The 26,385-nt window shown below is 56.2% G+C and carries 24 protein-coding genes; 16 read left to right on the top strand and 8 right to left on the bottom strand.

All coding sequences use genetic code 11. From position 1 onward, the window contains the following. Positions 1-74: 74 nt before the first annotated feature. The 5 genes from glnQ to rhtA all read right to left on the bottom strand — a co-directional run bounded on the left by glnQ (position 75) and on the right by rhtA (position 4,349). Positions 75-797: a glutamine ABC transporter ATP-binding protein GlnQ gene (gene glnQ / locus OJ965_RS15060; protein ID WP_009091231.1), complete on the bottom strand. Its 723-nt coding sequence runs from the start codon at positions 795-797 to the stop codon at positions 75-77. Beyond that, positions 794-1,453: a glutamine ABC transporter permease GlnP gene (gene glnP / locus OJ965_RS15055; RefSeq protein WP_009091229.1), complete on the bottom strand. Its 660-nt coding sequence runs from the start codon at positions 1,451-1,453 to the stop codon at positions 794-796. The genes glnQ and glnP overlap by 4 nt, the downstream gene beginning before the upstream one ends. A 77-nt stretch (positions 1,454-1,530) precedes the next feature. Continuing rightward, positions 1,531-2,277: a glutamine ABC transporter substrate-binding protein GlnH gene (gene glnH, locus OJ965_RS15050; RefSeq protein ID WP_111208977.1), complete on the bottom strand. Its 747-nt coding sequence runs from the start codon at positions 2,275-2,277 to the stop codon at positions 1,531-1,533. A 328-nt stretch (positions 2,278-2,605) separates the two neighbouring features. Next, a complete protein-coding gene (gene dps / locus OJ965_RS15045; protein ID WP_009091225.1) occupies positions 2,606-3,109 on the bottom strand; it encodes a DNA starvation/stationary phase protection protein Dps in 504 nt (167 codons plus the stop codon). A 325-nt stretch (positions 3,110-3,434) separates the two neighbouring features. Next, positions 3,435-4,349, bottom strand: coding sequence for a threonine/homoserine exporter RhtA (gene rhtA / locus OJ965_RS15040; protein ID WP_046101495.1), 915 nt, complete (start codon positions 4,347-4,349; stop codon positions 3,435-3,437). Positions 4,350-4,717: 368 nt separating this feature from the next. Here rhtA and ompX point away from each other — a divergent pair, with 368 nt between their 5' ends. Further along, positions 4,718-5,230: an outer membrane protein OmpX gene (gene ompX, locus OJ965_RS15035; protein WP_009091221.1), complete on the top strand. Its 513-nt coding sequence runs from the start codon at positions 4,718-4,720 to the stop codon at positions 5,228-5,230. Between the two features lie 236 nt (positions 5,231-5,466). On the opposite strand, the gene OJ965_RS15030 is transcribed toward ompX, so the two are convergent. Then, on the bottom strand, positions 5,467-5,658 hold the full coding sequence (locus OJ965_RS15030) for a hypothetical protein (protein WP_265136744.1): 192 nt from the start codon (positions 5,656-5,658) through the stop codon (positions 5,467-5,469). Positions 5,659-5,908: 250 nt separating this feature from the next. Between OJ965_RS15030 and mntR the strand changes: the two genes are divergently transcribed. From mntR to OJ965_RS14995, 7 genes are all read left to right on the top strand, one after another. Beyond that, on the top strand, positions 5,909-6,367 hold the full coding sequence (gene mntR / locus OJ965_RS15025) for a manganese-binding transcriptional regulator MntR (protein WP_003850512.1): 459 nt from the start codon (positions 5,909-5,911) through the stop codon (positions 6,365-6,367). A gap of 20 nt (positions 6,368-6,387) precedes the next feature. Next, positions 6,388-7,497: an SLC13 family permease gene (locus OJ965_RS15020; RefSeq protein WP_033736361.1), complete on the top strand. Its 1,110-nt coding sequence runs from the start codon at positions 6,388-6,390 to the stop codon at positions 7,495-7,497. A gap of 148 nt (positions 7,498-7,645) precedes the next feature. Continuing rightward, entirely contained in the window at positions 7,646-8,791 is a 1,146-nt protein-coding gene (locus OJ965_RS15015; RefSeq protein ID WP_009091215.1) for an HlyD family secretion protein, read from the top strand. Beyond that, complete coding sequence (locus OJ965_RS15010) at positions 8,788-10,356, top strand: DHA2 family efflux MFS transporter permease subunit (RefSeq protein ID WP_009091213.1); 1,569 nt, start codon at positions 8,788-8,790, stop codon at positions 10,354-10,356. Before OJ965_RS15015 ends, OJ965_RS15010 begins: the two co-directional genes overlap by 4 nt. Before the next feature lies 1 nt (position 10,357). Then, positions 10,358-11,887 (top strand): efflux transporter outer membrane subunit, encoded by a 1,530-nt coding sequence (locus tag OJ965_RS15005; RefSeq protein ID WP_154927923.1) that lies wholly within the window; start codon positions 10,358-10,360, stop codon positions 11,885-11,887. 837 nt (positions 11,888-12,724) lie between these two features. After that, positions 12,725-13,126, top strand: a complete 402-nt coding sequence (locus tag OJ965_RS15000; protein WP_009091208.1) for an H-NS family histone-like protein — start codon at positions 12,725-12,727, stop codon at positions 13,124-13,126. A gap of 178 nt (positions 13,127-13,304) precedes the next feature. Next, the gene (locus tag OJ965_RS14995) at positions 13,305-14,897 is read left to right on the top strand and encodes an ABC-F family ATPase (RefSeq protein ID WP_265136731.1); all 1,593 of its coding nucleotides are present in this window, start codon (positions 13,305-13,307) and stop codon (positions 14,895-14,897) included. 89 nt (positions 14,898-14,986) lie between these two features. Here OJ965_RS14995 and moeB read toward each other — a convergent pair whose 3' ends face one another. Beyond that, a complete protein-coding gene (gene moeB, locus OJ965_RS14990; RefSeq protein WP_111208980.1) occupies positions 14,987-15,745 on the bottom strand; it encodes a molybdopterin-synthase adenylyltransferase MoeB in 759 nt (252 codons plus the stop codon). Then, a complete protein-coding gene (gene moeA, locus OJ965_RS14985) occupies positions 15,746-16,981 on the bottom strand; it encodes a molybdopterin molybdotransferase MoeA (RefSeq protein WP_265136728.1) in 1,236 nt (411 codons plus the stop codon). It abuts the gene before it with no gap. A gap of 253 nt (positions 16,982-17,234) precedes the next feature. Between moeA and OJ965_RS14980 the strand changes: the two genes are divergently transcribed. The 8 genes from OJ965_RS14980 (at position 17,235) to OJ965_RS14945 (ending at position 26,385) form a co-directional block, all read left to right on the top strand. Continuing rightward, positions 17,235-18,194 carry an isoaspartyl peptidase/L-asparaginase family protein gene (locus OJ965_RS14980; RefSeq protein WP_265136726.1) on the top strand — a complete coding sequence of 320 codons (960 nt, stop codon included), beginning with the start codon at positions 17,235-17,237 and terminating at the stop codon, positions 18,192-18,194. 9 nt (positions 18,195-18,203) lie between these two features. After that, positions 18,204-20,060 carry a glutathione ABC transporter ATP-binding protein GsiA gene (gene gsiA, locus OJ965_RS14975; protein ID WP_265136724.1) on the top strand — a complete coding sequence of 619 codons (1,857 nt, stop codon included), beginning with the start codon at positions 18,204-18,206 and terminating at the stop codon, positions 20,058-20,060. Positions 20,061-20,114: 54 nt separating this feature from the next. After that, entirely contained in the window at positions 20,115-21,650 is a 1,536-nt protein-coding gene (gsiB, locus tag OJ965_RS14970; RefSeq protein WP_265136722.1) for a glutathione ABC transporter substrate-binding protein GsiB, read from the top strand. Between the two features lie 45 nt (positions 21,651-21,695). Beyond that, positions 21,696-22,625: a glutathione ABC transporter permease GsiC gene (gene gsiC, locus OJ965_RS14965; protein WP_009091200.1), complete on the top strand. Its 930-nt coding sequence runs from the start codon at positions 21,696-21,698 to the stop codon at positions 22,623-22,625. After that, on the top strand, positions 22,622-23,527 hold the full coding sequence (gene gsiD / locus OJ965_RS14960) for a glutathione ABC transporter permease GsiD (RefSeq protein WP_009091199.1): 906 nt from the start codon (positions 22,622-22,624) through the stop codon (positions 23,525-23,527). Before gsiC ends, gsiD begins: the two co-directional genes overlap by 4 nt. Continuing rightward, the gene (locus tag OJ965_RS14955) at positions 23,524-23,973 is read left to right on the top strand and encodes a DUF4385 domain-containing protein (protein WP_009091198.1); all 450 of its coding nucleotides are present in this window, start codon (positions 23,524-23,526) and stop codon (positions 23,971-23,973) included. The genes gsiD and OJ965_RS14955 overlap by 4 nt, the downstream gene beginning before the upstream one ends. Positions 23,974-24,494: 521 nt before the next feature. Then, positions 24,495-25,130, top strand: coding sequence for a carbonic anhydrase (locus OJ965_RS14950; protein ID WP_009091197.1), 636 nt, complete (start codon positions 24,495-24,497; stop codon positions 25,128-25,130). Between the two features lie 118 nt (positions 25,131-25,248). After that, a complete protein-coding gene (locus OJ965_RS14945) occupies positions 25,249-26,385 on the top strand; it encodes a PQQ-dependent sugar dehydrogenase (RefSeq protein WP_058957695.1) in 1,137 nt (378 codons plus the stop codon).

Here is a 26,385-nt window from a genome sequence, read left to right as displayed (position 1 = left end):
CAGGGTCGGTCTCACAGCTGGGCAGGGCAGACTTTGCCAACAATCAAAACGGGCCGCTAAGCGGCCCGTTTTGATCAGGAGACGTGCTGCAGAAATTCGCGCAGACGCTCACTCGGGGGATTGCTGATCAGGCTGTCGGGATCGCCATCTTCCGCAATCCGGCCTTTGTCGATAAAGATCAGACGCGAGGCCACCTTCTGAGCGAAGCCGACTTCGTGGGTCACAATCACCATCGTCATGCCTTCTTCCGCCAGGTCCTGCATCACCTTCAGCACTTCGTGACGCAGCTCCGGGTCAAGCGCGGAGGTCGGCTCATCAAACAGCATCATCTTCGGCTTCACCGCCAGCGCACGGGCAATCGCGACACGCTGCTGCTGACCGCCGGAAAGCTCAGACGGGAAGTGATGCGCACGCTCGGCGAGGCCCACTTTGCCCAGCAGCTCGCGTGCCAGCTGGCGTGCCGACTCTTTGCTGGCACCGCGCACCCGGATTGGACCGAACGCCACGTTGTCCAGCGCGCTCATCTGCGGGAACAGATGAAACTGCTGAAACACCATGCCCGCTTCCTGACGAATCAGGCGGTCATCGACTTTCGGATCGTTGACGCGCAGACCATCCACAATCAGTTCGCCGCTGGTGATCTCTTCCAGCTTGTTAATGCAGCGCAGCAGGGTTGATTTACCGGAACCGGAAGGACCGATAATGACCACCACTTCGCCCTGGTTAATTTTCAGATCAATGTTGTGCAGCACCTGGGTCTGACCAAAATGCTTGGAGACATCTTTAAATTCAATCACAGGATTTTCACCCTTTTCTCAATGCGGCGCAGCACAAAGCTCAGCACCAGCGTAATCACCAGATAGATGATCGCGACGGCGCTCCAGATTTCCAGAGCGCGGAAGTTACCGGCAATAATCTCCTGACCCTGACGCGTCAGTTCAGCCACACCGATAACAATAAACAGCGACGTATCTTTAATGCTGACAATCCACTGGTTACCCAGCGGCGGCAGCATACGGCGCAGCGCCAGCGGCATAATCACGTAGCGCAGCGTTTCACGGCCCGACAGTCCCAGCGCCAGACCCGCTTCGCGGAAGCCTTTGTTGATTGACAGCACGGCACCACGGGTGATCTCGGCAATGTAAGCGCCGGAGTTAATCATGATGGTTACGACCGCCGCACTGAAGGGATCGATTCGCAGGTCGGGAAACGCCATTGGCAGGGCAAAGTAGATGAACATCACCTGCACCACGATAGGCGTGCCGCGGATGATTTCGATAAACACCAGTGCGATGTTATTGGTGATCCAGCCGCCGTAAGCACGGGCAAAACCGGCCACCAGACCGATAAGCAGACCGCCACACAGGCCGATGATTGAGATAATTAAGGTCAGTTTAGCGCCTTCGAGCAGCGCTGGCATGGCGGGCCAGATGACGCTCCAGTCAAACTCCATGGTGTCACTCCAGATATGTTGCGATGGAAAAAAGCAGGGAAAAGTTTCCCTGCTCAAATTAATTCACGGACAAATTATTATTTTGGTTCAGTGCCGAACCATTTTTTATAAAGCTGATTGTAGGTGCCGTTCTCTTTCAGGGTTTTCAGCGCGCCGTTGACTTTCTCGCGTAAATCGTCGCTGCCTTTCGGGAAGGCAATACCATACTGCTGCGCTTCGATTGAATCGCCCACCGCTTTAAAGCGGCCTTTACCGGCGGTGTGAATGAAGTAAAGGATGTTTGGCGTGTCATGCAGCACGGCGTCAGCACGGTTAGTGCCCAGCTCCATGTAGGCGCTGTCGATGTTCGGGAACTGACGAAGATCTTTCGCTTTGATGTTGGCTTTCGCATACTCTACAGAGCCGGTGCCGCTTTTGACGGCGACCACTTTGCCATTCAGATCGCTGATGCCTTTGATGTTGTTTTCATTGTTACGCACCATCACCTGCAGACCACTTTTGTAGTAGCCATCAGAAAACTCGATCGCCTTTTTACGTTCTTCAGTAATGGTGATACCCGCCAGCGCCAGATCGACATTACGTGTCTGCAGGGCAGGGATAATGCCGCTGAAATCCATCGGCTTCAGGGTGTAATCGAGCTTCAGCTCTTTGGCAATCGCATCCCATAGATCCACATCAAAGCCGACATATTTGTCACCCTGTTTGAATTCAAATGGAACAAAGGCGGTATCGGTGGCGACAACCAGCTTCTTTTCTGCTGCGGTGGAAGAGAGGGAGAAGGCCAGCGCCAGCGCGGCCACAGAAACTTTTAACAGTGACTTCATCATTTTTTCCTTTTTACACTCAGGCGGCAGGACCTGCGTTTTCGGCTTGTCATATGAAAAAATTATGCCAACTTTGCAAGATACGCGAAATCAGTGAGTTAAATATCACAGCTGAAGCGATTTTGCAGGTTATTCTGCATTTGCACCATTTTAGTGCTCTATTGTGGTGCAGGTGGCGATTTTGGTGCAAGCGGTAGTTTGCCTCAGTTGTTGAAGCTTTGAAGCGAAGAAGAGAAGAACTGTTAACAGGGTCATAAAACGGAGTTATACAGACGTAAAAAAGGCGGGTTTCCCCGCCTGATTGACTGCACAGTCACTGCATTAAGTCTTATTCAATGTTGGCTTCGATGAACCACAGGAACTTGTCCAGGTCGCGAGAGGCCGCGGTGAAGATGTCAGCAGTATCTTCATCTTTCACTTCGGTAATCGCTTTACGGGTATCGTTAGCAACGATGGCATAACGATCGGCCAGTGCTTTCAGATGATCCTGCACGCTATGGATGTTCAGCGGATAGCTTTTCAGCGGGGTTTTGTCGTTCACGACCTGTGCGGTGCCCAGTGCCACGCCGCCCAGCTGCACAACACGTTCAGCAATCGTATCCTGATGATCGGTAATCGCGGTGCGGAAACCATCCAGCATCTCATGTACACCGATAAAGTTAGCACCGCGCATGTTCCAGTGCGCCTGCTTAGTGATCAATGACAGGTCAATAAACTCGACGACCAGACGATTCAGCACCTCGATGGTGGCTTTCTTTTCGTCTTCGGCTACGTCATTGCGGGTGTAAATCAGATCAGAAGATTTAGTTTTAACCAATTTAGCGGTACTCATCGTTTCAGTCCTCTCTTTGATGGTTGTCCTAATCAAGTACCGGATAAGTATAGCAGCGCTTTTTAACTTTGCAGAAACGACTTTATCAATGGATGAAATAGTGTCTCTCTTTGTCTGGTGCCGCGCGGGTTCAGGAAGGTTACTACTATGTTAAAATATAAAATAAAGAAAATTTTATTATGAATCAGTAAGTTAAATTATTTTGTAAATAACCGGTAAGTGACTGTTTCAAAATAGAAAGTGCAGCGGAATGAATCGGTTAAGAATAATTCTCATGTTGAGCATGATTGTTATTTAGCCCGCCATAACAGCGGGCAGGACGCGCTTATTTCTGAGTGTCGCCGGATAATTCCACGTTGTTCAGCTGGCTCTTTTTCGGCCGCATCGTCAGCGTCGATCCTGCCGACGCGATGATGATAGCCAGCAGCGCCAGCCACTGGAGTGCACTCAGCGTTTCCCCCAGAAAGAGCATCCCTGAAAAGGCAGCCATCGCCGGCTCGAGACTCATCAAGGTGCCGAAGATGCGCGCCGGTAAGCGGGTCAGTGCAACCATCTCCAGCGAGTAGGGGATGGCGCTGGAGAGCAGGGCAACCAGCAGCGCGATGGGCATGACCGCCCAGTTCCAGATGCCACTCTCGGCAAAGGTCAGTCCCAGTGGCACAAAAATAACCGAGGCGATCAGCGAACCGATTGCCACGGTAGCAGGGCCATGCTCCGCGCCTGCCCGTTGTCCGGCCAGGATATAGATCGCCCAGCAGGCTCCGGCAGCGACAGCCAGCGCGGCCCCCACGGGGTCAATGGCGGTCATGCCTGTGCCAAACGGCAGCAGGAACCACAGGCCAATCACGGCCAGCACCACCCAGACAAAATCGAGCGGCCGGCGCGAACCAAACAGCGCCAGCGCCAGCGGGCCGGTAAACTCCAGACCCACCGCCACACCCAGCGGCACCGTCCGGATGGCCAGATAAAACGTGAAATTCATTGTGCCCAGCGCCAGGCCATACATCAGAAGGGGAAGACGCTGCTCGCGGCTGAAGCGTAAACGCCAGGGTTTGAAAATTATGCAAAGTATCAGTGTGCCAAAACCCAGGCGCAGGGCGGTGATCCCGGTCGCCCCAACGGCAGGAAACAGTGACTTCGCCAGGGATGCACCGCCCTGAAGCGATAGCATCGCAATCAGCAGTACGGCGACCGGCAATAAAATCGGGGTAAGGTTTTTAGCAGCGGGAGAGGCAGACATCCTGTTCACTTTTCCTGGTCATCAACGAAATCAGTCGACCAGTGTAAAGGAAAGAGCGGCTAAAAAATCACGAATTTGCGTTTTAAATGCGAACGGGTTGCGCAGTTTTTGCCCGAATTCAGTGCCATTTTGGTAAAGAAATGTCAGGATTTTTTAGGATTTAACTTAAAGAGGGAATTCAGCACAAAATGATTGTTGCAGGAAGATGACGGATTTTATAAGAAAAATGAATGACATAGGATGTCGCATTAACGTCCTGTTACACCAAACTTTCTGTTAGACAACAAAATCCGGGCAGAGTTTCTCGCTATTTTTTGTTATATTTTCAGCGTTGTCAGGAGAGAAGTATTTTCACATTTGAGGTGGTTATGAAAAAAATTGCATGTCTTTCAGCATTAGCCTGTGTACTGGCAGTATCTGCAGGTTCAGCAATGGCACAGAGCACCGTAACTGGTGGTTACGCGCAGAGCGACTATCAGGGCGTGGCTAACAAAGCTAACGGCTTCAACCTGAAATACCGCTATGAAGACGGTTCTAACCCACTGGGTTGGATCGGTTCATTCACCTACACCGAAAAAGACCGCACTGAAGCTGGCGTTTACAACAAAGGTCAGTACTACGGTGTGACCGGTGGTCCTGCTTACCGTCTGAACGACTGGGCGAGCATCTACGGTGTTGTAGGTATCGGCTACGGTAAATTCCAGCAGAACGATACTTCTTCACGCGCTAAAACTGATTCAAGCGACGTAGGTTTCTCTTACGGTGCTGGTCTGCAGTTTAACCCAATTCAGGACGTCGCGCTGGACGTTGGCTACGAGCAGAGCCGCATCCGCAATGTGGACGTGGGTACCTGGATCGCTGGCGTAGGTTACAGCTTCTAAGTTTAGCTTAGCTGACCCGCCAAAAAACGGCCCCTTATGGGGCCGTTTTTTATTGTGCTGATGTTCTCTCCGCCATGCAGGCTCCCGCCTTTCTCTTCCCCAACCGACGGTTCTCTATGCCCTCATAGCCGGCAGCGTGATGCCCGTTGAGCGCGCGATGTGTCAGGCGAAATAAGAGAAAAGAAAATAAGCAGAAGGGGAGAGCGCCTCTCGGGCTGAGAGGCGCTGAAAAGGGGTCAGCCGCGCCAGATGAGCTTCTGACAGCGACGATCGGCGGGTTTCTGGCCCAGCAGTTTCTCAATCAACATCAGACGCAGCGTGAAGGGGGAACGCGTCAGCAGGCACAGCCAGGATTTCATCTCCGTGGTTGTTCTCTTCTCAGCCTGGAAGCATTTGCTGCAATCTAAGCAACATTTCAGGGTGCTCATAGAATCACCTCCCAATCATTGTCGACGCGGTCGTCAGCAGCCTGGGGTGAGATACGTCATCACCGGATCCACCCAGGATCGCAAAGGATCCTCAGTGTGCTGCTTACATTATCAACAAATATAGCACTGGCTATATCCTTTAGCCAAGGCTAACGAGGAAAAATTTGAGCTTCTTTGCGGCTGGTTTACAATAAGCGCAGCTAAATCCGTACAGCAGTGCCCGTACGGGAAATAATAATGAGGAAGCTGAATGAGTCGTCGTGCTAAAAGCGTGGTTTCTGCGCCAAAAGGACCACTGAAAGATATTGAAGAGCATGTCGAAGGTTTTCGGCAGGTGCGTGAAGCGCATCGTCGGGAGTTAATTGATGACTACGTTGAGCTAATCTCTGATTTAATTGGTGAATTTGGCGAAGCACGTCAGGTCGATATGGCAGCCCGCCTGGGTGTGTCACAACCGACCGTGGCAAAAATGCTGAAGCGACTGGGCAGTGCCGGACTGGTCGAGCAGGTCCCTTATCGCGGGGTCTTTCTGACCAGCGAAGGGGAGAAGCTGGCCGAAGAGAGTCGTGCCCGTCATCATATTGTTGAAAGTTTTCTGCTGGCGTTAGGCATCAGTCCTGAAACTGCCCGACGTGATTCAGAAGGGATTGAGCATCACGTCAGTGATGAAACTCTGGCTGTGTTTAAGAAGTTCTCCGAAACCCGTTAACGCTAAGGCGTACCCTCATCATGCCTCAACTGCTTCGATCTTTTTTGCACGACTCTATTTTGCATTTATTAATCGTGTTGGGTGTGGTTCTGGCTTTTCTGGCGGATTTCCGCTGGGGCGATCTGCCAGGTGCCGTAGACTGGCACACCATCATCACGCTGACCGGTTTGCTGATCCTGACCAAAGGGCTGGAAACCAGCGGCTATTTTGATGTGCTGGGGGGACGGCTGATTGCGCGTTTCCGGCATGAACGCGCGCTGGCGCTGTTTATGGTGCTGGCCGCTGCGCTGCTCTCGACCTTTCTGACCAATGATGTGGCGCTGTTTATTCTGGTGCCGCTGACCCTGACGCTGCGCAAATTCTCTCATCTGCCCATCTCGCGGTTGATTATCTTTGAAGCGCTGGCGGTGAATGCCGGTTCGCTGCTGACGCCGGTCGGCAACCCGCAGAATATTCTGTTATGGAGTCACGGCAAGCTCAGCGTTGTCGCGTTTATTGTGCAGATGCTGCCGCTGGCGGCATGGCTACTGCTGAGCCTGATGGTTCTGACCTGGTTCAGCTTTCCAAAGCGGTCGATTGATAAGCATGACAATCCTGAACAGCCTGAGTGGCAGAAACCGCTGTTTATTGTCAGCGTGGTGCTCTACCTGCTGTTTATCGCCGGCCTGGAGCTGGAAATCACCGGCTGGGTGCTGCTGCTGATTCTCGCCACTTTCCTGGTCATGGCGCGCCCGGTGCTGCTGCGCATTGACTGGAGCCTGCTGGCGGTGTTTATCGCCATGTTCATTGATGTCTTCCTGCTGACCCGTCTGCCGGTGATGCAGGCGCACTTTGATGCGGTTTCCCACTTCGGTCATGGACAGCTCTATCTGCTGGCTATCGGGCTGTCACAGGTCATCAGTAATGTGCCGGCAACGATTCTGCTGCTGCAAAAGGTACCACCCACGGATGTGCTCGCCTGGGCGGTGAACATCGGTGGATTTGGCCTGCTGCCGGGTTCTCTGGCCAACCTGATTGCGCTGCGTATGGCAAAAGATCGGGCCGTCTGGTGGCGTTTCCACCTGTTTTCACTCCCTCTGCTCGCCTGGTCGATGGCCAGCGGCTGGCTGCTGCTGCGGCTGCTCAATTAGTCCCACCCCGCCTGCCACCCTCATCAGGTGGCAGGACGTGCGCCATTTCTCAAGTTTCGTAAAGTTGCGCTGGATTTTGTCAGGTTCCGATATAAGGTTAACTAGACCTTTATGCCCGGAATCAGGGCCTTAGCCAGTGATGGGAACTATGAGCGAGAACAACCAACACGATCAACACCAGCAGGATGCCGATAACGCGACGGATAAAAACCGTCAGTCAGATGAAAACAAGGACAACGACCAGCAGCCAGAACGCAAACGCCCCGGTAAAAAGCCGCTGATTATTCTGGCGGTCGTGGTAGTGATCATGCTGATCGTTGGATTCTGGTTCTGGTTTACGACCCGCAATATTGAAACCACCGACGACGCCTTTACCGAAGGCGATGCGGTGACCATTGCGCCGAAAGCGTCCGGTTATGTGGTGAAGCTGCTGGTAAACGATAACCAGCGGGTGAAGAAGGGCGATCTGCTGGTGGAAATCGACCCCAGCGACAACCGCGCCCAGCGTGAACAGGCGCAGGCGCAGCTCGGTTTAGCTGTCGCGCAGCTTCATCAGGCGCAGGCGCAGCTGGCCCTGTCCCGGGTTCAGTATCCGGCTCAGCGCGATCAGGCGCTGGCGGACCAGGCGAAAGCGGAAGCTAACCTGCTGAACGCCCAGGCCGATTACCGTCGCCAGCGCGGCGTCGACCCGCGTGCTACCAGTCAGCGCAATATCGACAGCGCCTCGGCGCAGTTACGCTCGGCGCAGGCGCAGTTACAGAGCGCTAAAGCGCAGGTTGAAGTCGCGTCACAGGTTGCCCTGCAGATTCGTCAGCAGGAAACCAATGTTGAAGCGCGTCAGCAGCAGGTTGAGCAGGCAAAAGCGCAGCTCAGCACGGCTGACCTTAATCTCTCCTATACCCAGGTTCGTGCGCCCTATGATGGCTTCATCACCAAGCGCAATGTTCAGCTGGGTACTCTGGTGCAGGCTGGCTCTTCGCTGTTCTCGCTGGTCTCTCCGGACATATGGATCACCGCAAACTTTAAAGAGTCTCAGCTTGAGCGCATGAATCCGGGCGATAAAGTTGAAATCAGCGTCGATGCCTGGCCGGATATGAAGCTGGAAGGGCATGTCGACAGCATTCAGATGGGCTCCGGTTCACGCTTTTCGACCTTCCCGTCAGAAAACGCCACCGGCAACTACGTGAAAATCGTGCAGCGCGTGCCGGTTAAAATCGTGATTGATAAAGGGCTCGATCCCAACCATCCATTGCCACTGGGTCTCTCTGTTGAACCCAAGGTGACGGTGGAATGAGTACGGCGCAGAGCTGGAAACCTGCCAGCAATCCGTGGTTAGTGGCGATCACGGTGACGCTGGCGGTGTTTATGGAGATCCTCGACACCACCATCGTCAACGTGGCGCTGCCGCATATCGCCGGTTCACTCTCCTCCAGTTACGATGAGTCAACCTGGGTACTGACCTCCTATCTGGTGGCGAACGGCATCGTGCTGCCTATCTCTGCATTCTTCAGCCGTCTGTTTGGCCGCAAACAGTTTTTCCTGATCTGCATCGTGATGTTTACTATCTGTTCGTTCCTGTGCGGTATCGCCACCGAACTGTGGCAGATCATTCTGTTCCGCGTCCTGCAGGGCTTTTTCGGCGGCGGCTTACAGCCGGTTCAGCAGTCTGTGCTGCTCGACTACTTTAAAGCGGAAGATCGCGGCAAAGCCTTTGGTCTCTCCTCTATCGCCATCATCGTTGCGCCGGTGATTGGCCCGACGCTGGGTGGCTGGATTACGGATAACTACAGCTGGCGCTGGGTGTTCTTTATCAACATCCCGGTCGGGGTGCTGACCGTGCTGGCAATCTATCAGCTGCTGGAAGATCCACCGTGGGAGCGCAAATGGGCCAAAGGCAAACTTAAGATCGATTACATCGGTATCAGCCTGATTACCCTGGGGCTGGGTTGCCTGCAGGTGATGCTGGATCGCGGGGAAGATGAGGACTGGTTTGCCTCTCACTTTATCGTGCTGTTCGCTATTCTGGCGCTGGTCGGCATCGTCGGGGCCGTCTACTGGCTGATGTATGCCCGTAAACCGGTGGTCGATATCCTGGTGATGAAGGATCGCAACTTCTGGGTAGCGGGTTTGCTGATGGCGGGTATGGCGATGATCCTCTATGGCAGCTCTGTCGTGCTGCCTCAGCTGGCGCAGCAGGACCTGGGTTACACCGCCACCTGGTCAGGTCTGGTGCTGTCGCCCGGTGCGGTGCTGATCGTGCTGACGATCCCGCTGGTGCTGAAGCTGATGCCGATTGTTCAGACGCGTTACATCATCGCCTTTGGCTTCAGCTGTCTGGCGGTAGCGTTTTTCTACTCCGCCACCCTGGCACCGAATGTCGATTTTGCCACGCTGGTGATGATGCGCAGCGCGCAGTCGATCGGGCTGGGCTTCCTGTTTGTTCCGCTGACCACCATCGCGTTTGTCACCATTCCGCAGCGACTTAATGCGGACGCCTCGGCGCTGTTTACCATGTTCCGCAACGTGGCCGGATCGATCGGGATTTCGCTCTCGACCGCGGCCATTACCGAGCGCGAGCAGGTTCGCTCGGCGCACATGGTGCACAACATGACGCCGCTGAACGAGCAATTCAACATCACGCTGCAGCACTGGGCGCAGGCGATACGCGACTTTACTTCGGCGGTTGGCGATCCCGTTACGCTGGCAACCGGTCAGCTTTATCAGGAGATGATCGCGCAGTCGCGCATTCTCGCTTATATCGATGTCTTCTCAGGCCTGAGTATTGTCGCCCTGATTTTGATTCCATTTTGTTGGCTGCTGTCGCCGATTAAGAGCGAAGGCAGTGCAGGAGCACACTAACATGAAGGTTTTTTACTCTCATCGCCTGAAACCCGTGAGTTTACTGCTGGCTCTTGCCCTGGCGGGTTGCGCCGTCGGGCCTGACTATCAGGCGCCAAAACCGGCCGTGCCGGGCAGTTTTAACGCCATGGCGTCGCAGGAGGCATCCGTACCCCAAAGCGCCGCGATTAACTCCCGCTGGTGGCGAAGCTTTAACGATCCGCAGCTCGACAGCCTGATTGAGCGGGCGGTAGCAGGCAACCTGAGCCTGCAGCAGACGGTACTGCGTATTGCCGGGGCACGCGAACAGCTGACACAGGCCCAGGGTAGCCTGTTACCCAGCCTGAGCGGTTCGGCCAAAGTGACGCGTCAGCAGCTCGGTCTGGAAGGCTTGCTGAAAGCCAATGGGGCCACCGATCAGCTCGACAGTAACGTAGCCAGTCAGCTCAACGGCCTGACCCAGCCGGTCAATCTCTACCAGGGCAGCTTCGATGCGAGCTGGGAACTGGATCTGTGGGGCAAAGTGCGCCGTCAGGTTGAGGCTGCCACTGCCCAGCAGCAGGCGGCGATTGAGCAGCGCAATGATGCGCTGGTCTCACTGGAAGCGGAAGTGGCGCGCGCCTGGCTACAGCTGCGCGGGGCGCAGAGCACCATCCAGACGCTGGAGCAGCAGATCAGCGTGGCGCAGCAGACGACCGAGCTGACGCAGAGCCAGCAGCGTAATGGTCTGGCGCCGCTGACCGACGTAGAGAATGCCCGGGCCCAGCTGAGCACGCTGCAGGCGCAACTGCCGCAGTATCAGTCGCAGGCGCGGCAGGCGATGAACGGCCTGGCGGTGCTGCTCGGCAAGACGCCGGGCGCGCTGGATGCGGAACTCAGTACGCCGAAACCGTTGCCGCCGCTGCCTCAGTTTGTGCAGGTGGGTATCCCTTCAACGCTGGCGCGCCGTCGTCCTGATATTCGTCAGGCTGAAGCGACACTGCACGCGCAGACCGCGGAAATTGGCGTCTCTGTCGCGCAGCTTTTCCCGAGCCTGTCGCTGACCGGCCAGCTGGGCGTGCGTAACACGGACGTCAGCTACCTGGATAACTGGAGCAGCCATTTCTACAGCTTTGGCCCCTCGTTATCGATTCCGATTTTCCAGGGCGGACAGCTGGTGTCGAGCGTGAAGCTGGCGCGGGCACAGCAGGCGAGTGCCGCACTGGATTATCGCCAGACGGTGCTGACGGCGCTGCAGGATGTGGAGAATGCGCTGGTCAGCTATCGCGCCGATCAGCAGCGCGTCACCGCGCTGGATGAGACAACCGGTGCTCTTCAGCGTGCCTTTGATCTCGCCAGCGACAGCTATCGTCAGGGGCTCTCCACCTTCCTGGAGGTGCTGGATGCACAGCGCCAGCTGGCACAGGCACAGGAGCAGGCAACCCAGGCACGGATGCAGAGCGCGCTCGATCTGGTGGCGCTCTATAAAGCACTGGGCGGCGGCTGGGAAACATACCAGACTGTTGAGATGCCGCACTACTCCGTCTTCGGTCCGGCCACTCAGGCCAATTAGTTCTCAGGCGGTCGCGGCGCTGCTGCCGTGACTGCCTGCTTATCCCTCTCCGCTGCGCGGTCAGCCCGCCATCTCCCTTTACCGATAATCTAACTCATTGAATCAGCGGCAATCGTTGCCGGAATTCGTCAGGATAAAATGGCCGAAAATAAAACAGGCCTGACAGCAGGGCTATTATCTGCGCAGCGGTCAGGGCGTTATTATTTATGTAGCTGGCATCAGTTCAATTTAAGATTTTGAGCTGCATCACCTTTCTGCGTTTATTTCAGGATGCTTTTTTAATGCCACTCAGAACGCGCATGACAATTCGCCAGCGTCTGCAGAACGCGACCGCTGTTGTTCAACGCTCTTCTCTGCGAATAATCTGACGCTGCTGAAAAACGCAGCGGTAAAACATGCCGGGAACGTCGCGACTGTCATAATAAAATCGAATAGGGCGATAATTCTTTAACGTTATTGCCCGATGAGAAGGGCAATTTTTAATCATGAACTGTAAACTATTGTGACAGAGGTAGCCTTTCCGGCCTTTTTTTATCGCCAGAGCATGGGCGGTAAACCGGAAATAACGGGCCTGAACCTGCACGCTTTCACAGATGCGGTTATGCCTCTGCAGGCGGTATCGTCCGGCTGAAATCGTTTTCAATACAGGGACACAGGCCCGGTTTGTTGTTAATTCATCGTTAATAAACCTCAGGCGGGTCCGATTTTAAAAGCCATATTTCGGCATAATTAATACTTAAGAATTATCTGGGGCGTAAAAATAATTTATTTTTTTATTTGAATTAGGTAATCTTGCCGCTACAGTTTTATTAACCCCCCTTAATCAAGGACATTGTGATGAGTGACGCATTTAAGGTACTGAACAATATTCGCACATTACGTGCCCAGGCTCGTGAACTGCCACTGACCGATCTTGAAGAGATCCTGGAAAAATTAACTGTTGTTGTGACTGAGCGCCGCGAAGAAGCTGAAGCAGAAGAGACGCAGAATCGCGAAAAAGAAGAAAAGCTCTCTAAATATCGCGAAATGCTGCTGGCTGACGGCATCGATCCTAATGAATTATTAGGTGCCCTGGAAAGCGGAAAAAAACGCACCAAGCGTGCGCCGCGTCCGGCTAAATATACTTACACCGATGAAAACGGTGAGCAGAAATCCTGGACTGGCCAGGGCCGTACCCCGGCAGCGATTAAAAAAGCGCTGGATTCCGGTAAAAGCCTGGACAGCTTCCTGATCGATTGATCGACACAATCCTTGTAAGTGGGAGCCGGGGGCCATGATGGCCTGCCGGCTTTTTTTATTTCTGTCGGGATATCAATCACCCGGCCGGCAATCCATCCCTGACGCTGGCGTGCGCTGCGTCACATCTGGCATAATAGCCGCCGTTTTTTCATCCACTCTCTTCACAAAGGTCAATGCCGTGTTAGTTAGCAGCAATATCACCATGCAGTTTGGCAGTAAGCCACTGTTCGAGAATATCTCCGTTAAATTTGGCGGCGGTAATCGTTACGGTTTAATCGGTGCGAACGGCAGCGGAAAATCCACCTTCATGAAGATTTTGGGTGGCGATCTGGTGCCTTCAGCCGGCAACGTCTCTTACGATCCCAACGAGCGTATCGGTAAGCTGCGTCAGGATCAGTTCGCCTTTGAACAATTCAGCGTGCTGGACACCGTGATCATGGGTCACCATGAATTATGGGAAGTTAAGCAGGAGCGCGACCGTATTTATTCTTTGCCAGAAATGAGCGAAGAAGAGGGGTATAAGGTCGGTGACCTTGAGGCGCTTTACGGTGAGATGGATGGCTATAGCGCCGAATCCCGCGCCGGTGAGTTATTACTCGGTGTCGGTATTCCGGTTGAACAGCATTATGGCCCGATGAGCGAAATTGCGCCGGGCTTTAAATTGCGCGTGCTGCTGGCGCAGGCGCTGTTTTCCAATCCTGATATTCTGTTACTCGATGAACCGACCAACAACCTGGACATCGATACCATTCGCTGGCTGGAGCAGGTGCTGAATGAACGTGACAGCACCATGATTATCATTTCGCATGACCGTCACTTCCTTAATATGGTCTGCACCCACATGGCGGATTTGGATTATGGCGAGCTGCGTGTCTATTCCGGTAATTATGACGAATATATGACCGCCGCAACCCAGGCGCGTGAACGTCTGTTATCTGACAACGCCAAGAAAAAAGCGCAGATTGCTGACCTGCAGTCGTTCGTCAGCCGTTTCAGCGCCAACGCCTCTAAATCGCGTCAGGCGACATCGCGCGCAAAACAGATGGATAAAATTAAACTGGAAGAAGTCAAAGCGTCCAGTCGTCAGAACCCGTTTATCCGTTTTGAGCAGGATAAGAAGCTGTTCCGAAATGCCCTGGAAGTGGAAGGATTAACCAAAGGGTTTGATAACGGTCCGCTGTTTAAGAATTTAAATCTGCTGATGGAAGTGGGCGAAAAGCTGGCGATCATCGGCGCCAACGGTATTGGTAAATCGACGCTGCTGAAGACGCTGGTAGGGCAACTTGAGCCCGATAACGGCAGCGTTAAATGGTCAGAGAATGCGCGCATTGGTTATTACGCGCAGGATCACGCCGAAGATTTTGCTAATGATCTGACCGTATTTGACTGGATGAGTCAGTGGAAACAGCCCGGTGATGATGAGCAGACGATTCGCGGTATTCTGGGTCGCCTGCTGTTTTCACAGGATGATATTAAGAAACCGGCGAAAGTGCTTTCCGGTGGTGAGAAAGGGCGCATGCTGTTCGGCAAGCTGATGATGCAGAAACCGAACATCCTGATTATGGATGAGCCGACTAACCACCTGGATATGGAGTCGATTGAATCGCTCAATATGGCGCTGGAGATGTATGAAGGCACACTGGTGTTTGTGTCGCACGACCGTGAATTTGTCAGCTCGCTGGCAACCCGCGTGATTGAGCTGAAAACAGACAAGGTGGTGGACTTCACCGGCAACTATGAAGATTACCTGCGCAGTCAGGGAATCGTCTGATAAAAGGGGGTGGCATAGGCCACCCCTTTTTTTGGCCCGGAATGGGTCGCGACGTAATCACTCTGAGGCTGAAGCCACCTTCAGGGAGCCTATGCTCCATCGCCACACACTTCACAGTGCGCATCCTGCGCCACTTTCATGCTGCGGAATTCTGCACTCATGGCATCGTACATCAGCAACCGGCTGGTGGCCGGTGTGCCAAAGGCCGTCAGGACCTTAATCGCTTCCATCGCCTGCATTGCACCAATCACCCCAACCAGCGGGGCCATGACGCCTGCTTCGACACAACTCAGGGTCTGTTCGCCAAACAGGCGGCTGATACAGCGATAGCAGGGCGTGCCGGGCTGCCAGTTGAATACGCTGATCTGGCCTTCCATACGAATTGCCGCCCCGGAGACCAGCGGGACGCCCTGCTGGCGACAGAGCCGGTTGAGCTGCTCCCGCACCGCAACATTGTCGGTGCAGTCCAGCACCACCTGCTGGCGGGCTATCAGCGCCAGCAGTGCCGTATCATCCAGCTGGCCGTTGACCGGATGCAGCTGACAGTGAGGATTGATGGCCGCCAGGCTTTGTGCCGCCGATTCGACTTTGGCACAGCCAATATCGGCGTCATGATGCAGTATCTGCCGTTGCAGGTTAGAGTGCGACACGGTGTCGAAGTCAAGCAGCGTCAGGCTGCCGATCCCGGCTGACGCCAGCCAGGGCGCGGCGGCACAGCCAAGTCCGCCCAGCCCGACGATCAGCGCATGGCTGGCTTTAAGTCGCTCCTGACCGTCAAAATCGAAACCGCGCAGGACAATCTGCCGGTTGTAGCGCAGCATCTCCTCATCGCTTAATTCAGGCAGCATTTACGCCTCCAGCAGGGCGTTGAAGGGTTCCACCTCAACCCATTCGCCGGGCTCCACATTGCCGCGCTCCCGCTCCAGCACAATGAAGCAGTTTGCCTGCGCAAAAGAGCTGAAGACGTGGGAACCCTGCATGCCGGTGGTCTGCACCTCCAGCTCACCCTGCGCGTTCTGGCGCAGGATGCCACGCTGGAAGTCGAGCCGGCCCGGTGATTTTTTGAGCGCAGAGGCGCAGCGCACTCGCTGACGCGGCGGCAGAGCCGATTTCTGCAGGCCGGTAAGTTTCGCCAGCAGTGGCTGAACCAGCTGATAAAAGGTGACAGCCGCCGAGACCGGATTACCCGGTAAACCGCAGAACCAGCTGTGGCTGAGGCGGCCAAAAGCAAAAGGTTTGCCGGGTTTGATCGCCAGCTTCCAGAAGCTGATTGCCCCCAGCTCTTCCAGCATCGTTTTGGTAAAGTCCGCTTCCCCGACCGAGACACCGCCGGTGCTGATCACCACATCCGCCTGCCGATCCGCCTCTGCGAAAGCCGCCCGCAGGGCCGCCGGATCGTCTTTGATAATCCCCAGGTCGATGACGTCACAGCCGAGCTTATTCAGCATCAGCGACACGGCGAAACGGTTGGTATCGTAAATTGCGCCTTCGGCCAGCGGTTCCCCCACCGGCTGCAGTTCATCACCGGTGGAGAAGATCGCCACCCGCACTTTTCGCACTACGCTGACCTGCGCAATCCCCAGCGAAGCCAGCAGGGGCAGTTCCGCCGCGCCCAGCCGCGTGCCCGCTTCCAGCACGACATGACCGGGCTGAATATCGTCGCCGGTCAGGCGGATATTCTGGCCGGGACGCACCGGTGCGGTGATCACAACGGCCCCTTGACGCGTTTCCGTCTGCTCCTGCATCACCACCGCTTCGCAGCCTGCGGGAACCGGCGCACCGGTCATGATGCGGATCACGCTGCCCTGCGGCCACTCACCACTGAAGGGTGCGCCAGCGAAGGCTTTACCGGCCACCGGCAGCGGCTCACCGTGGCTGATATCTGCCAGCCTGACGGCGTAACCATCCATCGCGGAGTTATCAAAGGGCGGTACGGCGATAGGGGAGGTCACCGCTTTTGCCGTGATGCGACCAGCCGCCGCGGCCAGCGACACGTTCTCAGCGTCGGCGATGGGCGTCAGCTGCGCGAGCATTTTTTGTTGCGCCTCCTCAAGGGAGATCAAACCTGCAGTAAAACTTTCCATAAGGGTCCAGCCTGGTGAATTCAGATGCTGCCTATTATGGTGGCAATTGGCCGCTGAGTCACATCGGTGTCACCCCGGGCTTGCCCGCGACAAGGGCCAAAATGATATAGGGTGGTAAGAAAAGGTTATAACCACAGGAACAGTTTCCGCTTTACAACCCTTAGCAGGCTTTCTATAGTCAAAAATCATCAAAAATGGATGAAAACCATTTTAAATCAGTGTTTTTCATGCGGATGCAACAGGGCAGAGCGTTATGGTTAAAGCAGTGATTGCCATTCACGGCGGCGCGGGTGCCATTACGCGCTCAGCGATGAGCGCTGAAAAAGAACAGGCATATCGTCAGGCGCTGCAGGAGATTGTCACTCAGGGCCAGCAGATCCTGGCACAGGGTGGCAGTGCACTGGATGCGGTAACGGAGGCGGTGCGGCTGCTTGAAGAGTGTCCGCTGTTTAATGCCGGTAAGGGCGCGGTATTTACCCATCAGGGCACGCATGAACTCGATGCCTGCATCATGGATGGGCGCACGCTGGAGGCGGGCGCCGTCGCCGGTGTGACGCGGGTGCGCAATCCGGTTCTGGCGGCGCGTGCCGTGCTGGAAAAAAGCGAGCATGTGCTGTTCATCGGTGAAGGTGCTGAACAGTTCGCGGTGGCGAACGGGCTGGCGCCGGTGAGCCCCGACTACTTCTCGACGCCGGAACGGTGGGAACAGTTGCAGCGCGCGCTGAATAGCAATTCGGCGGTGCTGGACCATGATGGCGCGGCTCACCACGACGACCCGCTCGACCCTGACCGCAAGTTTGGCACGGTGGGGGCGGTGGCGCTGGACCTGGAGGGCAATCTGGCTGCGGCGACCTCAACGGGTGGCATGACCAATAAACAGGCCGGACGGGTAGGCGACTCGCCGCTGCCGGGTGCGGGCTGCTATGCCAGCAACGACAGCGTGGCGGTCTCCTGTACCGGCACCGGTGAAGTCTTTATGCGCACGCTGGCCGCTTATGACGTGGCGGCACAGATGCGCTATGCCGGTCGTACGCTGCAACAGGCCAGCGTCAATGTCATTCATGACAGCGTACTGGAGCTGGGCGGCAGCGGTGGCCTGATTGCTGTCGATCGTGCGGGTAATGTGGCCCTGCCGTTTAACAGCGAGGGAATGTACCGCGGCGTCGCCCGGGTGGGCGAGCCAGCGGAAGTCGCTATCTACCGCGAAAGTTAAGGAGCAGAGATGAGCGACAGGCAAACGCATCCGACCCTGGCCCCTGAGCAGGTGCTGGCGGTGCGCGATCTCAGCGTGGAATTTCAGCATGAGGCGACCCTGACCCGCGCGGTGCGCCATTTGTCACTCGATCTGTTTCGCGGCGAGACGCTGGCGCTGGTGGGCGAGTCAGGTTCAGGCAAATCGGTCACGTCTCTGGCGCTGATGCGGCTCATTGAGCAGGCGGGAGGCCAGGTCAGTGGCGAAGCGCTGCTGCGCCGTCGCAATGGGGAGGTGCTGGATCTGATGCGTGCCTCAAAGCAGCAGATGCGCCGGGTGCGCGGCGCCGATATGGCGATGATCTTTCAGGAGCCGATGACCTCGCTGAATCCCGTCTTCTCCGTCGGCGAGCAGATTGCCGAATCGATTCGTCTGCATCAGGGACAGGGTCATGCCGCCGCGCTGGCGGAAGCGCGCCGGATGCTGGACCTGGTGCGGATCCCTGATGCGCAAAATGTCCTCTCCCGGTTTCCACATCAGCTGTCAGGCGGGATGCGCCAGCGGGTGATGATTGCAATGGCCCTCTGCTGCAAACCCGCCCTGCTGATTGCCGATGAGCCAACCACGGCGCTCGATGTGACGATTCAGGCGCAGATTCTGCAGCTTATCCGCGTGCTGCAGAAAGAGATGCAGATGGGGGTGATTTTTATCACTCACGATATGGGCGTGGTGGCTGAAATGGCTGACCGGGTTCAGGTGATGTACCGCGGCGAGGTGGTGGAAAAAGCCCCGGTCGACCGGCTGTTCAGCGCACCGGAACAGCCCTACACCCAGGCGCTACTGGCCGCCGTGCCAAAGCTCGGCGCCATGCAGGGCCAGCCGTTGCCCGCGAAATTTCCCCTGCTGCACAGCGACGCGGCCGACGACGTGCCGCAGGATACGGTACGCCGTCTGCAGCCCCCGATTTTACAGGTGCGCGATCTGGTGACCCGCTTCGATATTCGCGGCGGGCTGCTTAATCGGGTTAAAAGCCGGGTTCACGCCGTCGAAAAAGTCAGTTTTGACCTCTATGCCGGTGAGACACTGGCGCTGGTGGGCGAATCAGGCTGCGGTAAATCCACCACCGGACGTTCACTGCTCAGGCTGGTGGCGAGCCAGGGCGGTACGCTGACCTTCGACGGACAGCGGATAGATACGCTTTCCGGTGCCGCGCTGGCCCATCTGCGACGCGACATTCAGTTTATCTTTCAGGACCCTTATGCCTCACTCGATCCGCGTCTGACGGTGGGTTTTTCAATTATGGAGCCGCTGCTGGTACATAAGGTGATGCCGCGACGCGAGGCGGAGCAGCGCGTCGCCTGGCTGCTGGATAAAGTGGGCCTGCTGCCGGAGCATGCTCAGCGCTATCCGCATGAATTTTCCGGCGGACAGCGTCAGCGAATCTGCATCGCCCGTGCGCTGGCGCTGAACCCTAAAGTGGTGATCGCCGACGAGTCCGTCTCTGCGCTGGATGTGTCAGTTCAGGCGCAGATTATCAATCTGATGCTCGACCTGCAGCGCGAGTTTGGCATCGCCTTTCTCTTTATTTCTCACGATATGGCGGTGGTCGAGCGGATCAGCCACCGCGTGGCGGTGATGTATCTCGGTCAGATTGTCGAGATAGGGCCGCGTCAGGCGGTCTTTGAGCAGCCGCAGCATCCCTATACCCGCAAACTTATGGCGGCGGTGCCGGTAGCCGATCCGGCTCACCGCCGTCGTGAACGAGCCTTACTGGTCGATGAGATCCCCAGCCCGATCCATGCCTTAGGGGATGAGCCTGAAGTGGCGCCGCTGATGGAGGTGGCTCCGGGCCATTTCGTCGCGCGCCACGTTATCAGTGCGACCTGAACAGTGACGATGTCGCCCCGGCGACCAACCCGACAGGGATTACAGGAGAACAAGATGCAGATAACGATGCGTAAAGGGTTACTGGCGGCTGGCGTGTTGAGCAGCGCAATGGCACTGCCCGCCTGGGCAGCACAGGATGCGGTGATTGCCGTCGCGTCCAATTTCACGACGCTCGACCCCTATGATGCCAACGACACGCTGTCGCAGGCGGTCGCCAAATCTTTCTATCAGGGCCTGTTCGGCTTTGATAAAGCGATGAAGCTGACCAACGTGCTGGCGGAAAGCTATCAGGCCAGCCCGGACGGACTGACCTACACCATTAAGCTGCGTTCCGGCATCAAATTCCAGGACGGCACGGACTTCAATGCCGAAGCCGTGAAGGTCAACCTCGATCGCGCCAGCAATCCCGATAATCACCTCAAGCGCTACAACCTGTTTAAACATATCGCCAGCACCGAAGTGGTGGATCCGACCACGGTTAAAGTGACCCTGAAGGAGCCGTTCTCCGCCTTTATCAACATCCTGGCGCACCCTGCGGCGGCGATGATTTCGCCCACTGCGCTGAAAAAATATGGCAAAGAGATCGGTTTCCATCCGGTCGGGACCGGTCCGTTTCTGTTTGAAACCTGGAATCAGACTGACTTTGTGAAGGTGAAGAAGTGGGATGGCTACTGGAAGCCGGGCTATCCGAAGCTGGACAGCATCACCTGGCGTCCGGTGGTGGATAACAACACCCGTGCGGCGATGCTGCAGACCGGTGAGGCGAACTTCGCTTTCCCGGTGCCTTATGAGCAGGCGAAGCGGCTGGAGCAGAACAGCAAGCTGGATGTGGTGAGCACGCCATCCATCATGCAGCGCTACATCAGCCTCAACGTTACTCAGAAGCCGTTCGATAACCCGAAAGTGCGCGAGGCGCTGGAATACGCCATCAACCGTCAGGCGCTGGCGAAAGTGGCGTTCTCCGGATATGCGACGCCAGCGACCGGCGTTGTGCCGCCCTCCATCGACTTTGCACAGAGCTATCCGGCGATAAGCTACGACCCGGCTAAAGCCAGAGCGCTGCTGAAAGAGGCGGGCTATCCGAACGGTTTCGAGACCACGCTCTGGTCGTCGCACAACCACAGTACTGCGCAGAAGGTGCTGCAGTTCACCCAGCAGCAGCTGGCACAGGTGGGCGTGAAGGTTAAGGTCACGGCGATGGATGCCGGTCAGCGTGCGGCGGAAGTGGAGGGCAAAGGGCAGAAAGAGAGCGGCGTGCGGATGTTCTATACCGGCTGGTCCGCCTCAACCGGCGAAGCAGACTGGGCGCTGACGCCGCTGTTCGCCACCGCAGCCTGGCCACCGGCCATTTTCAACACCGCGTTTTACAGCAATCCAAAGGTCGATAAAGATCTGGCCGATGCGCTGAAAACCACCGACCGTACTGAGAAAGCGCGCCTTTACAAAGATGCGCAGGATACCATCTGGCAGGATCACCCCTGGATCCCGCTGGTGGTTGAGCAGCTGGTCTCTGCTAACAGCAAAAACCTCAGCGGTTTTTATGTGATGCCCGATACCTCATTCAATTTTGATGAGGCGACTCTGAAGTAACGGAGCCGGCCAGCCCGCGGGCTGGCCGCAGCTGCAGGATGTTGCATGTTTAACTATTTCATTAAACGACTTTTCGGGCTGATCCCGACGCTACTGATTGTGGCGGTGCTGGTGTTCCTGTTTGTGCACCTGCTGCCGGGCGATCCCGCACGCCTGATCGCCGGGCCGGAAGCGGATGCCTCCGTGGTGGCGCTGGTGCGCCAGGAGCTGGGGCTGGATCTGCCGCTGCCGCAGCAGTTCTGGCACTTTTTACTGAATGCGCTGCAGGGCGATTTTGGCCAGTCGATGGTGTCGAAACGGCCGGTCGCCGAAGAGATCGCCACGCGCTTTATGCCGACCCTCTGGCTGACGCTGGTCAGCATGGTCTGGGCAGTGATTTTTGGCATGGCGATTGGCCTTGTCTCTGCCGTCTGGCGCAACCGCTGGCCCGATCGGCTGGGGATGACGCTGGCGGTGTCGGGCATTTCGTTCCCCGCCTTTGCACTCGGCATGCTGCTGATGCAGGTCTTCTCGGTTGAGCTGGGATGGCTGCCGACGGTAGGTGCAGAGAGCTGGAAACACTACATCCTGCCTTCGATCACCTTAGGTGCCGCGGTCGCGGCGGTGATGGCCCGTTTTACCCGCGCCTCCTTTGTCGAGGTCATGCAGGAAGACTACATGCGGACGGCGCGGGCCAAAGGGGTACGCGAGTCGCTGGTGGTGGTCAAACATGGCCTGCGCAATGCCATGATCCCGGTCGTGACCATGATGGGCCTGCAGTTCGGTTTTCTGCTGGGCGGCTCGATTGTGGTTGAAGTGGTTTTCAACTGGCCTGGCCTGGGACGTCTGCTGGTCGATTCTGTGACGATGCGCGACTACCCGGTGATTCAGGCAGAGGTCCTGCTGTTTTCACTGGAGTTTATTCTGATCAATCTGTTTACCGACATGCTCTATGCGGTTATCAATCCCGCTATTCGCTTTAAGGAGTCGCGATGAAAAACTGGCGACGCGAAGCGGCACTGAAAAGCATGCCGCTGCTCGCGGAGAATCGGGTGCGGACACCGTGGCGTGAGTTCTGGCGGCGTTTCAGACGGCAGCCGGTGGCGCTGCTGGCGGGCCTGTTTGTGCTGATGCTGATTGTACTGGCATTTATCGCACCGTGGGTTGCGCCGTTCGATGCGGAGAACTATTTCGATTATGACCGGCTCAACGAGGGGCCGTCACTGATGCACCTGTTTGGTGTGGACTCGCTGGGGCGCGACATCTTCAGCCGGGTGCTGGTCGGCACGCGTATTTCCCTGATTGCGGGCTTCTTCTCTGTGTTGATCGGCGCGCTGATTGGCACCCTCTCTGGCCTGCTGGCGGGATATTATGAAGGGTGGTGGGACCGCATCATCATGCGCATCTGTGATGTGCTGTTTGCCTTTCCCGGCATTCTGCTGGCGATAGCGGTCGTCGCCATTATGGGCAGCGGCATGAGCAATGTGATTGTGGCGGTAGCCATCTTCAGCATCCCGGCTTTTGCCCGCCTGGTGCGCGGCAATACGCTGGTACTCAAGCATCAGACCTTTATTGAGTCAGCGCGCAGTATCGGCGCCTCTGACTGGACCATTCTGATGCGACATATCCTGCCGGGGACGGTCTCACCGATTGTGGTCTATTTCACCATGCGCGTCGGCACCTCCATCATCACCGCTGCCAGTCTCTCCTTTCTGGGTTTAGGGGCACAACCGCCCACGCCGGAGTGGGGCGCCATGCTGAACGAGGCGCGCGCCGACATGGTTATCGCGCCGCACGTGGCGATTTTCCCCAGTCTGGCGATCTTCTTCACTGTTCTGGCATTTAATTTACTCGGAGACGGGCTGCGCGACGCACTTGATCCTAAACTAAAGACATGAAACCTTTCGATTATGATCAGGACTTCAGCACTATCGACTTCCGTAAGCACCCTGAGCGATATCAGGTCGGCCGCGGGGAGCAGGGTGTGCTGATGGTCGAGCCTTATAAGAGCGAAATACTGCCTCACTGGCGATTTCGAACCGTTCCCATTGCTGAAGAGTCGGCAGAAAAGATCATGGCGCTGTTTGAAGATTACCGGCGTCAGGATGATTTTGTCGGCATGGATATGGCGCGCAAGTTTATCCAGATGGGCTATACCCGTGCCCGCCGCTACAGCAATCACAAGGGCGGACGAAAATATGACGCTGAAGGCAAGGAGCTGCCGCGTGGCGTCAACGAAGAAAAAGCCGCGGCGGCGGCCATTTTCAAAGCTTACTGGGACCGTCTCCGGGCCGATGAGGACTATCTGCAACGGAAAAAGGCGCATCAGCAACTTTATGGCTAAGCGCTGAACCAGCATGACCGTTTTTCTGCCCGGCGCGTCTGTAGCGCCGGGGAGGCGAAATTCATTTCACGCCGCAGTGCCTCCGCTTTCCGCGCTATTTCATCTTTCCTGCTTCTTCCCGTCAAAACCCTGCCGGCGGACTGAAACCGGCGGATTACGCTCACGGCGCAGCAATCCGCCGGATGCGATGCGTCCGCTGAGCGTGAATGACTGAAAACGATTTCAGCCTGGCGCACGACGTAAAGTAGTGAAAAAACGCGTAAAAGCCTGTCCGCTTTGCAGACCCGCATCAGGCTCAGAGAAAAACGGGCGCGTCGTGGTAACTCACCGTGCTATAAAAAGAAATCGCCGCCTGGACCGTTGACTGGCGGATAAGCGAAGCGCTGTCCGTAACCCCGGCTGAACAGTGAATGAAAAACGCGGGTTGATATTCACTTGTTTTCATTAATAATAAACCCGCTAACCCCACTGAGGGGGCTATGCCCCTCAGGTAATGAAATGGATAATGTGAGAGCTAAATAATGAAAGAGATCATCAAAGGATTTCTGAATTTCCAGCAGAATGTGTTTCCTGAAAGGAAGGATCTTTTCAAAAGCCTGGCGTCAAATCAAAATCCGAAAGCCCTGTTCATCTCCTGTTCAGACAGCCGTCTGGTGCCTGAGCTGGTAACGCAGCAGGAGCCAGGAGAGCTGTTCGTTATCCGCAACGCGGGCAACATCGTTCCCTCATTTGGCCCGGAGCCTGGCGGTGTGTCCGCGACTATCGAATATGCCGTGGTCGCACTGGGCGTCTCCGACATCATCATCTGCGGTCACTCCAACTGTGGTGCTATGAACGCTATTGCTTCCTGCGCCTGCATGGACACCATGCCCGCAGTAGAGCACTGGCTGCGCTATGCCGATGCGGCAAAAGCGGTGGTCGAGCAGCGTGAGTATGACTCACCGGAGAAGAAGCTGAATGAGATGGTCAAAGAGAACGTGATCGCGCAGCTGAACAACATGAAAACCCATCCTTCGGTTTCCGTCGCGCTGCGTAACGGCAAACTGCGTCTGCATGGCTGGGTTTACGATATCGAAAGCGGCACCATTATGGCGCTGACCCAGGGTGGCAAGCAGTTCATCACCCTGTCTGAGAATCCGGACACCTGCTTCGAGTAATGCCTCTCACCCGCTGCGTCCTGCGGCGGGTTTTCCTGTTTAATCTTTTGTAAATCCTCAGGTTCACTGCGCGCGGGCTGACTACGCTTAAGGCACGCTATCCCATGAGGAGAACTCTATGTCCCGTTTTTCAACCGTTCTGCTGCTGGCCGGTTCGCTGCTCTCAGTGCCGCCGCTGTTTGCCGCTGACCTGCAGGTTGAGGTGTTACAGGATAAGTTACAACATCCATGGTCGGTTGCCTTTCTGCCCGACAACAAAACGCTGCTGATAACCGAACGGAGCGGGCAGCTGCGCAGCTGGAACCCGGAGAGCGGCCTTTCGCAGCCGATTCAGGGCGTGCCAGAGGTCTGGGCACAGCGGCAGAGCGGCCTGCTGGATGTGGTGCTGGCTCCCGACTTCGCCAGCAGCCGTCGTGTCTGGCTCAGTTACACCGAGGCTGACAGCAAGGGCAAAGCGGGGGCGGTGGTAGGTGTCGGGACACTGAGCAGGGATAATCGCCAGCTCAGCGATTTCCGCGAGGTGATCCGGCAGACGCCGATGCTCTCCAGCGGTAATAACATCGGCACCCGGCTGGCGTTTGATACTCAGGGCTATCTCTGGATCGCCTTCGGCGATAATTTTGTCAGCAGCGCCGCGCAGGACCTCGATAAACTGCAGGGCAAACTGCTGCGGCTGAATGCCGACGGCAGCGTGCCGGATGATAACCCGTTTGTGAATAAGCCCGGCGCGCGGCCGGAAATCTGGGCGCTTGGCCTGCGTAATCCGCAGGGGCTGGCGCTGAATCCCTGGACCGGGATGATATGGGAAAATGAGCATGGCCCGCGCGGCGGCGATGAAGTGAATATCATGAGTCGTGGCAAAAACTATGGCTGGCCGCTGGCGACCTACGGTATCGACTACAGCGGCGATAAAGTGCCGGAGTCAAAGGGCACCCATGTTGCAGGCACCGAGCAGCCGATCTGGCACTGGAAAGTCTCTCCGGCCATCAGTGGCATGGCGTTTTACAACAGCGCCCGTTTTCCGCAGTGGAAGAATTCGCTGTTTATCGGCGCGCTGAAAGAGAAGAACCTGATTCGGCTGAGTGTGAACGGTGAAAAGGTGGTGGAAGAGCAGCGCCTGCTGGGCGACCAGAATGCGCGGATTCGCGATGTGCGGCAGGGACCGGATGGCTGGCTCTATGTGCTGACCGATGAGGCCAATGGCAAACTGCTGAAAGTGGGATTAGCGCAGGACGCTGGCGCGTCCCGCGGCTGA

It is taken from the genome of Pantoea anthophila, from assembly GCF_026104315.1.
In the GTDB taxonomy this organism is placed as follows: Bacteria; Pseudomonadota; Gammaproteobacteria; order Enterobacterales; family Enterobacteriaceae; genus Pantoea; species Pantoea anthophila.
The sequence above is the reverse complement of the archived record's forward strand: the minus strand, read 5'-3'. Positions and strand labels throughout refer to the sequence as shown.

What these genes read in the sequence shown, in the direction of transcription:
- glnP (WP_009091229.1), bottom strand. Translation starts at nt 1,453, where the DNA reads ATGGAGTTTGACTGGAGCGTCATCTGGCCCGCCATGCCAGCGCTGCTC.
- glnH (WP_111208977.1), bottom strand. Translation starts at nt 2,277, where the DNA reads ATGAAGTCACTGTTAAAAGTTTCTGTGGCCGCGCTGGCGCTGGCCTTC.
- dps (WP_009091225.1), bottom strand. Translation starts at nt 3,109, where the DNA reads ATGAGTACCGCTAAATTGGTTAAAACTAAATCTTCTGATCTGATTTAC.
- rhtA (WP_046101495.1), bottom strand. Translation starts at nt 4,349, where the DNA reads ATGTCTGCCTCTCCCGCTGCTAAAAACCTTACCCCGATTTTATTGCCG.
- ompX (WP_009091221.1), top strand. Translation starts at nt 4,718, where the DNA reads ATGAAAAAAATTGCATGTCTTTCAGCATTAGCCTGTGTACTGGCAGTA.
- OJ965_RS15030 (WP_265136744.1), bottom strand. Translation starts at nt 5,658, where the DNA reads ATGAGCACCCTGAAATGTTGCTTAGATTGCAGCAAATGCTTCCAGGCT.
- mntR (WP_003850512.1), top strand. Translation starts at nt 5,909, where the DNA reads ATGAGTCGTCGTGCTAAAAGCGTGGTTTCTGCGCCAAAAGGACCACTG.
- OJ965_RS15020 (WP_033736361.1), top strand. Translation starts at nt 6,388, where the DNA reads ATGCCTCAACTGCTTCGATCTTTTTTGCACGACTCTATTTTGCATTTA.
- OJ965_RS15015 (WP_009091215.1), top strand. Translation starts at nt 7,646, where the DNA reads ATGAGCGAGAACAACCAACACGATCAACACCAGCAGGATGCCGATAAC.
- OJ965_RS15010 (WP_009091213.1), top strand. Translation starts at nt 8,788, where the DNA reads ATGAGTACGGCGCAGAGCTGGAAACCTGCCAGCAATCCGTGGTTAGTG.
- OJ965_RS15005 (WP_154927923.1), top strand. Translation starts at nt 10,358, where the DNA reads ATGAAGGTTTTTTACTCTCATCGCCTGAAACCCGTGAGTTTACTGCTG.
- OJ965_RS15000 (WP_009091208.1), top strand. Translation starts at nt 12,725, where the DNA reads ATGAGTGACGCATTTAAGGTACTGAACAATATTCGCACATTACGTGCC.
- moeB (WP_111208980.1), bottom strand. Translation starts at nt 15,745, where the DNA reads ATGCTGCCTGAATTAAGCGATGAGGAGATGCTGCGCTACAACCGGCAG.
- moeA (WP_265136728.1), bottom strand. Translation starts at nt 16,981, where the DNA reads ATGGAAAGTTTTACTGCAGGTTTGATCTCCCTTGAGGAGGCGCAACAA.
- OJ965_RS14980 (WP_265136726.1), top strand. Translation starts at nt 17,235, where the DNA reads ATGGTTAAAGCAGTGATTGCCATTCACGGCGGCGCGGGTGCCATTACG.
- gsiA (WP_265136724.1), top strand. Translation starts at nt 18,204, where the DNA reads ATGAGCGACAGGCAAACGCATCCGACCCTGGCCCCTGAGCAGGTGCTG.
- gsiB (WP_265136722.1), top strand. Translation starts at nt 20,115, where the DNA reads ATGCAGATAACGATGCGTAAAGGGTTACTGGCGGCTGGCGTGTTGAGC.
- gsiC (WP_009091200.1), top strand. Translation starts at nt 21,696, where the DNA reads ATGTTTAACTATTTCATTAAACGACTTTTCGGGCTGATCCCGACGCTA.
- gsiD (WP_009091199.1), top strand. Translation starts at nt 22,622, where the DNA reads ATGAAAAACTGGCGACGCGAAGCGGCACTGAAAAGCATGCCGCTGCTC.
- OJ965_RS14955 (WP_009091198.1), top strand. Translation starts at nt 23,524, where the DNA reads ATGAAACCTTTCGATTATGATCAGGACTTCAGCACTATCGACTTCCGT.
- OJ965_RS14950 (WP_009091197.1), top strand. Translation starts at nt 24,495, where the DNA reads ATGAAAGAGATCATCAAAGGATTTCTGAATTTCCAGCAGAATGTGTTT.
- OJ965_RS14945 (WP_058957695.1), top strand. Translation starts at nt 25,249, where the DNA reads ATGTCCCGTTTTTCAACCGTTCTGCTGCTGGCCGGTTCGCTGCTCTCA.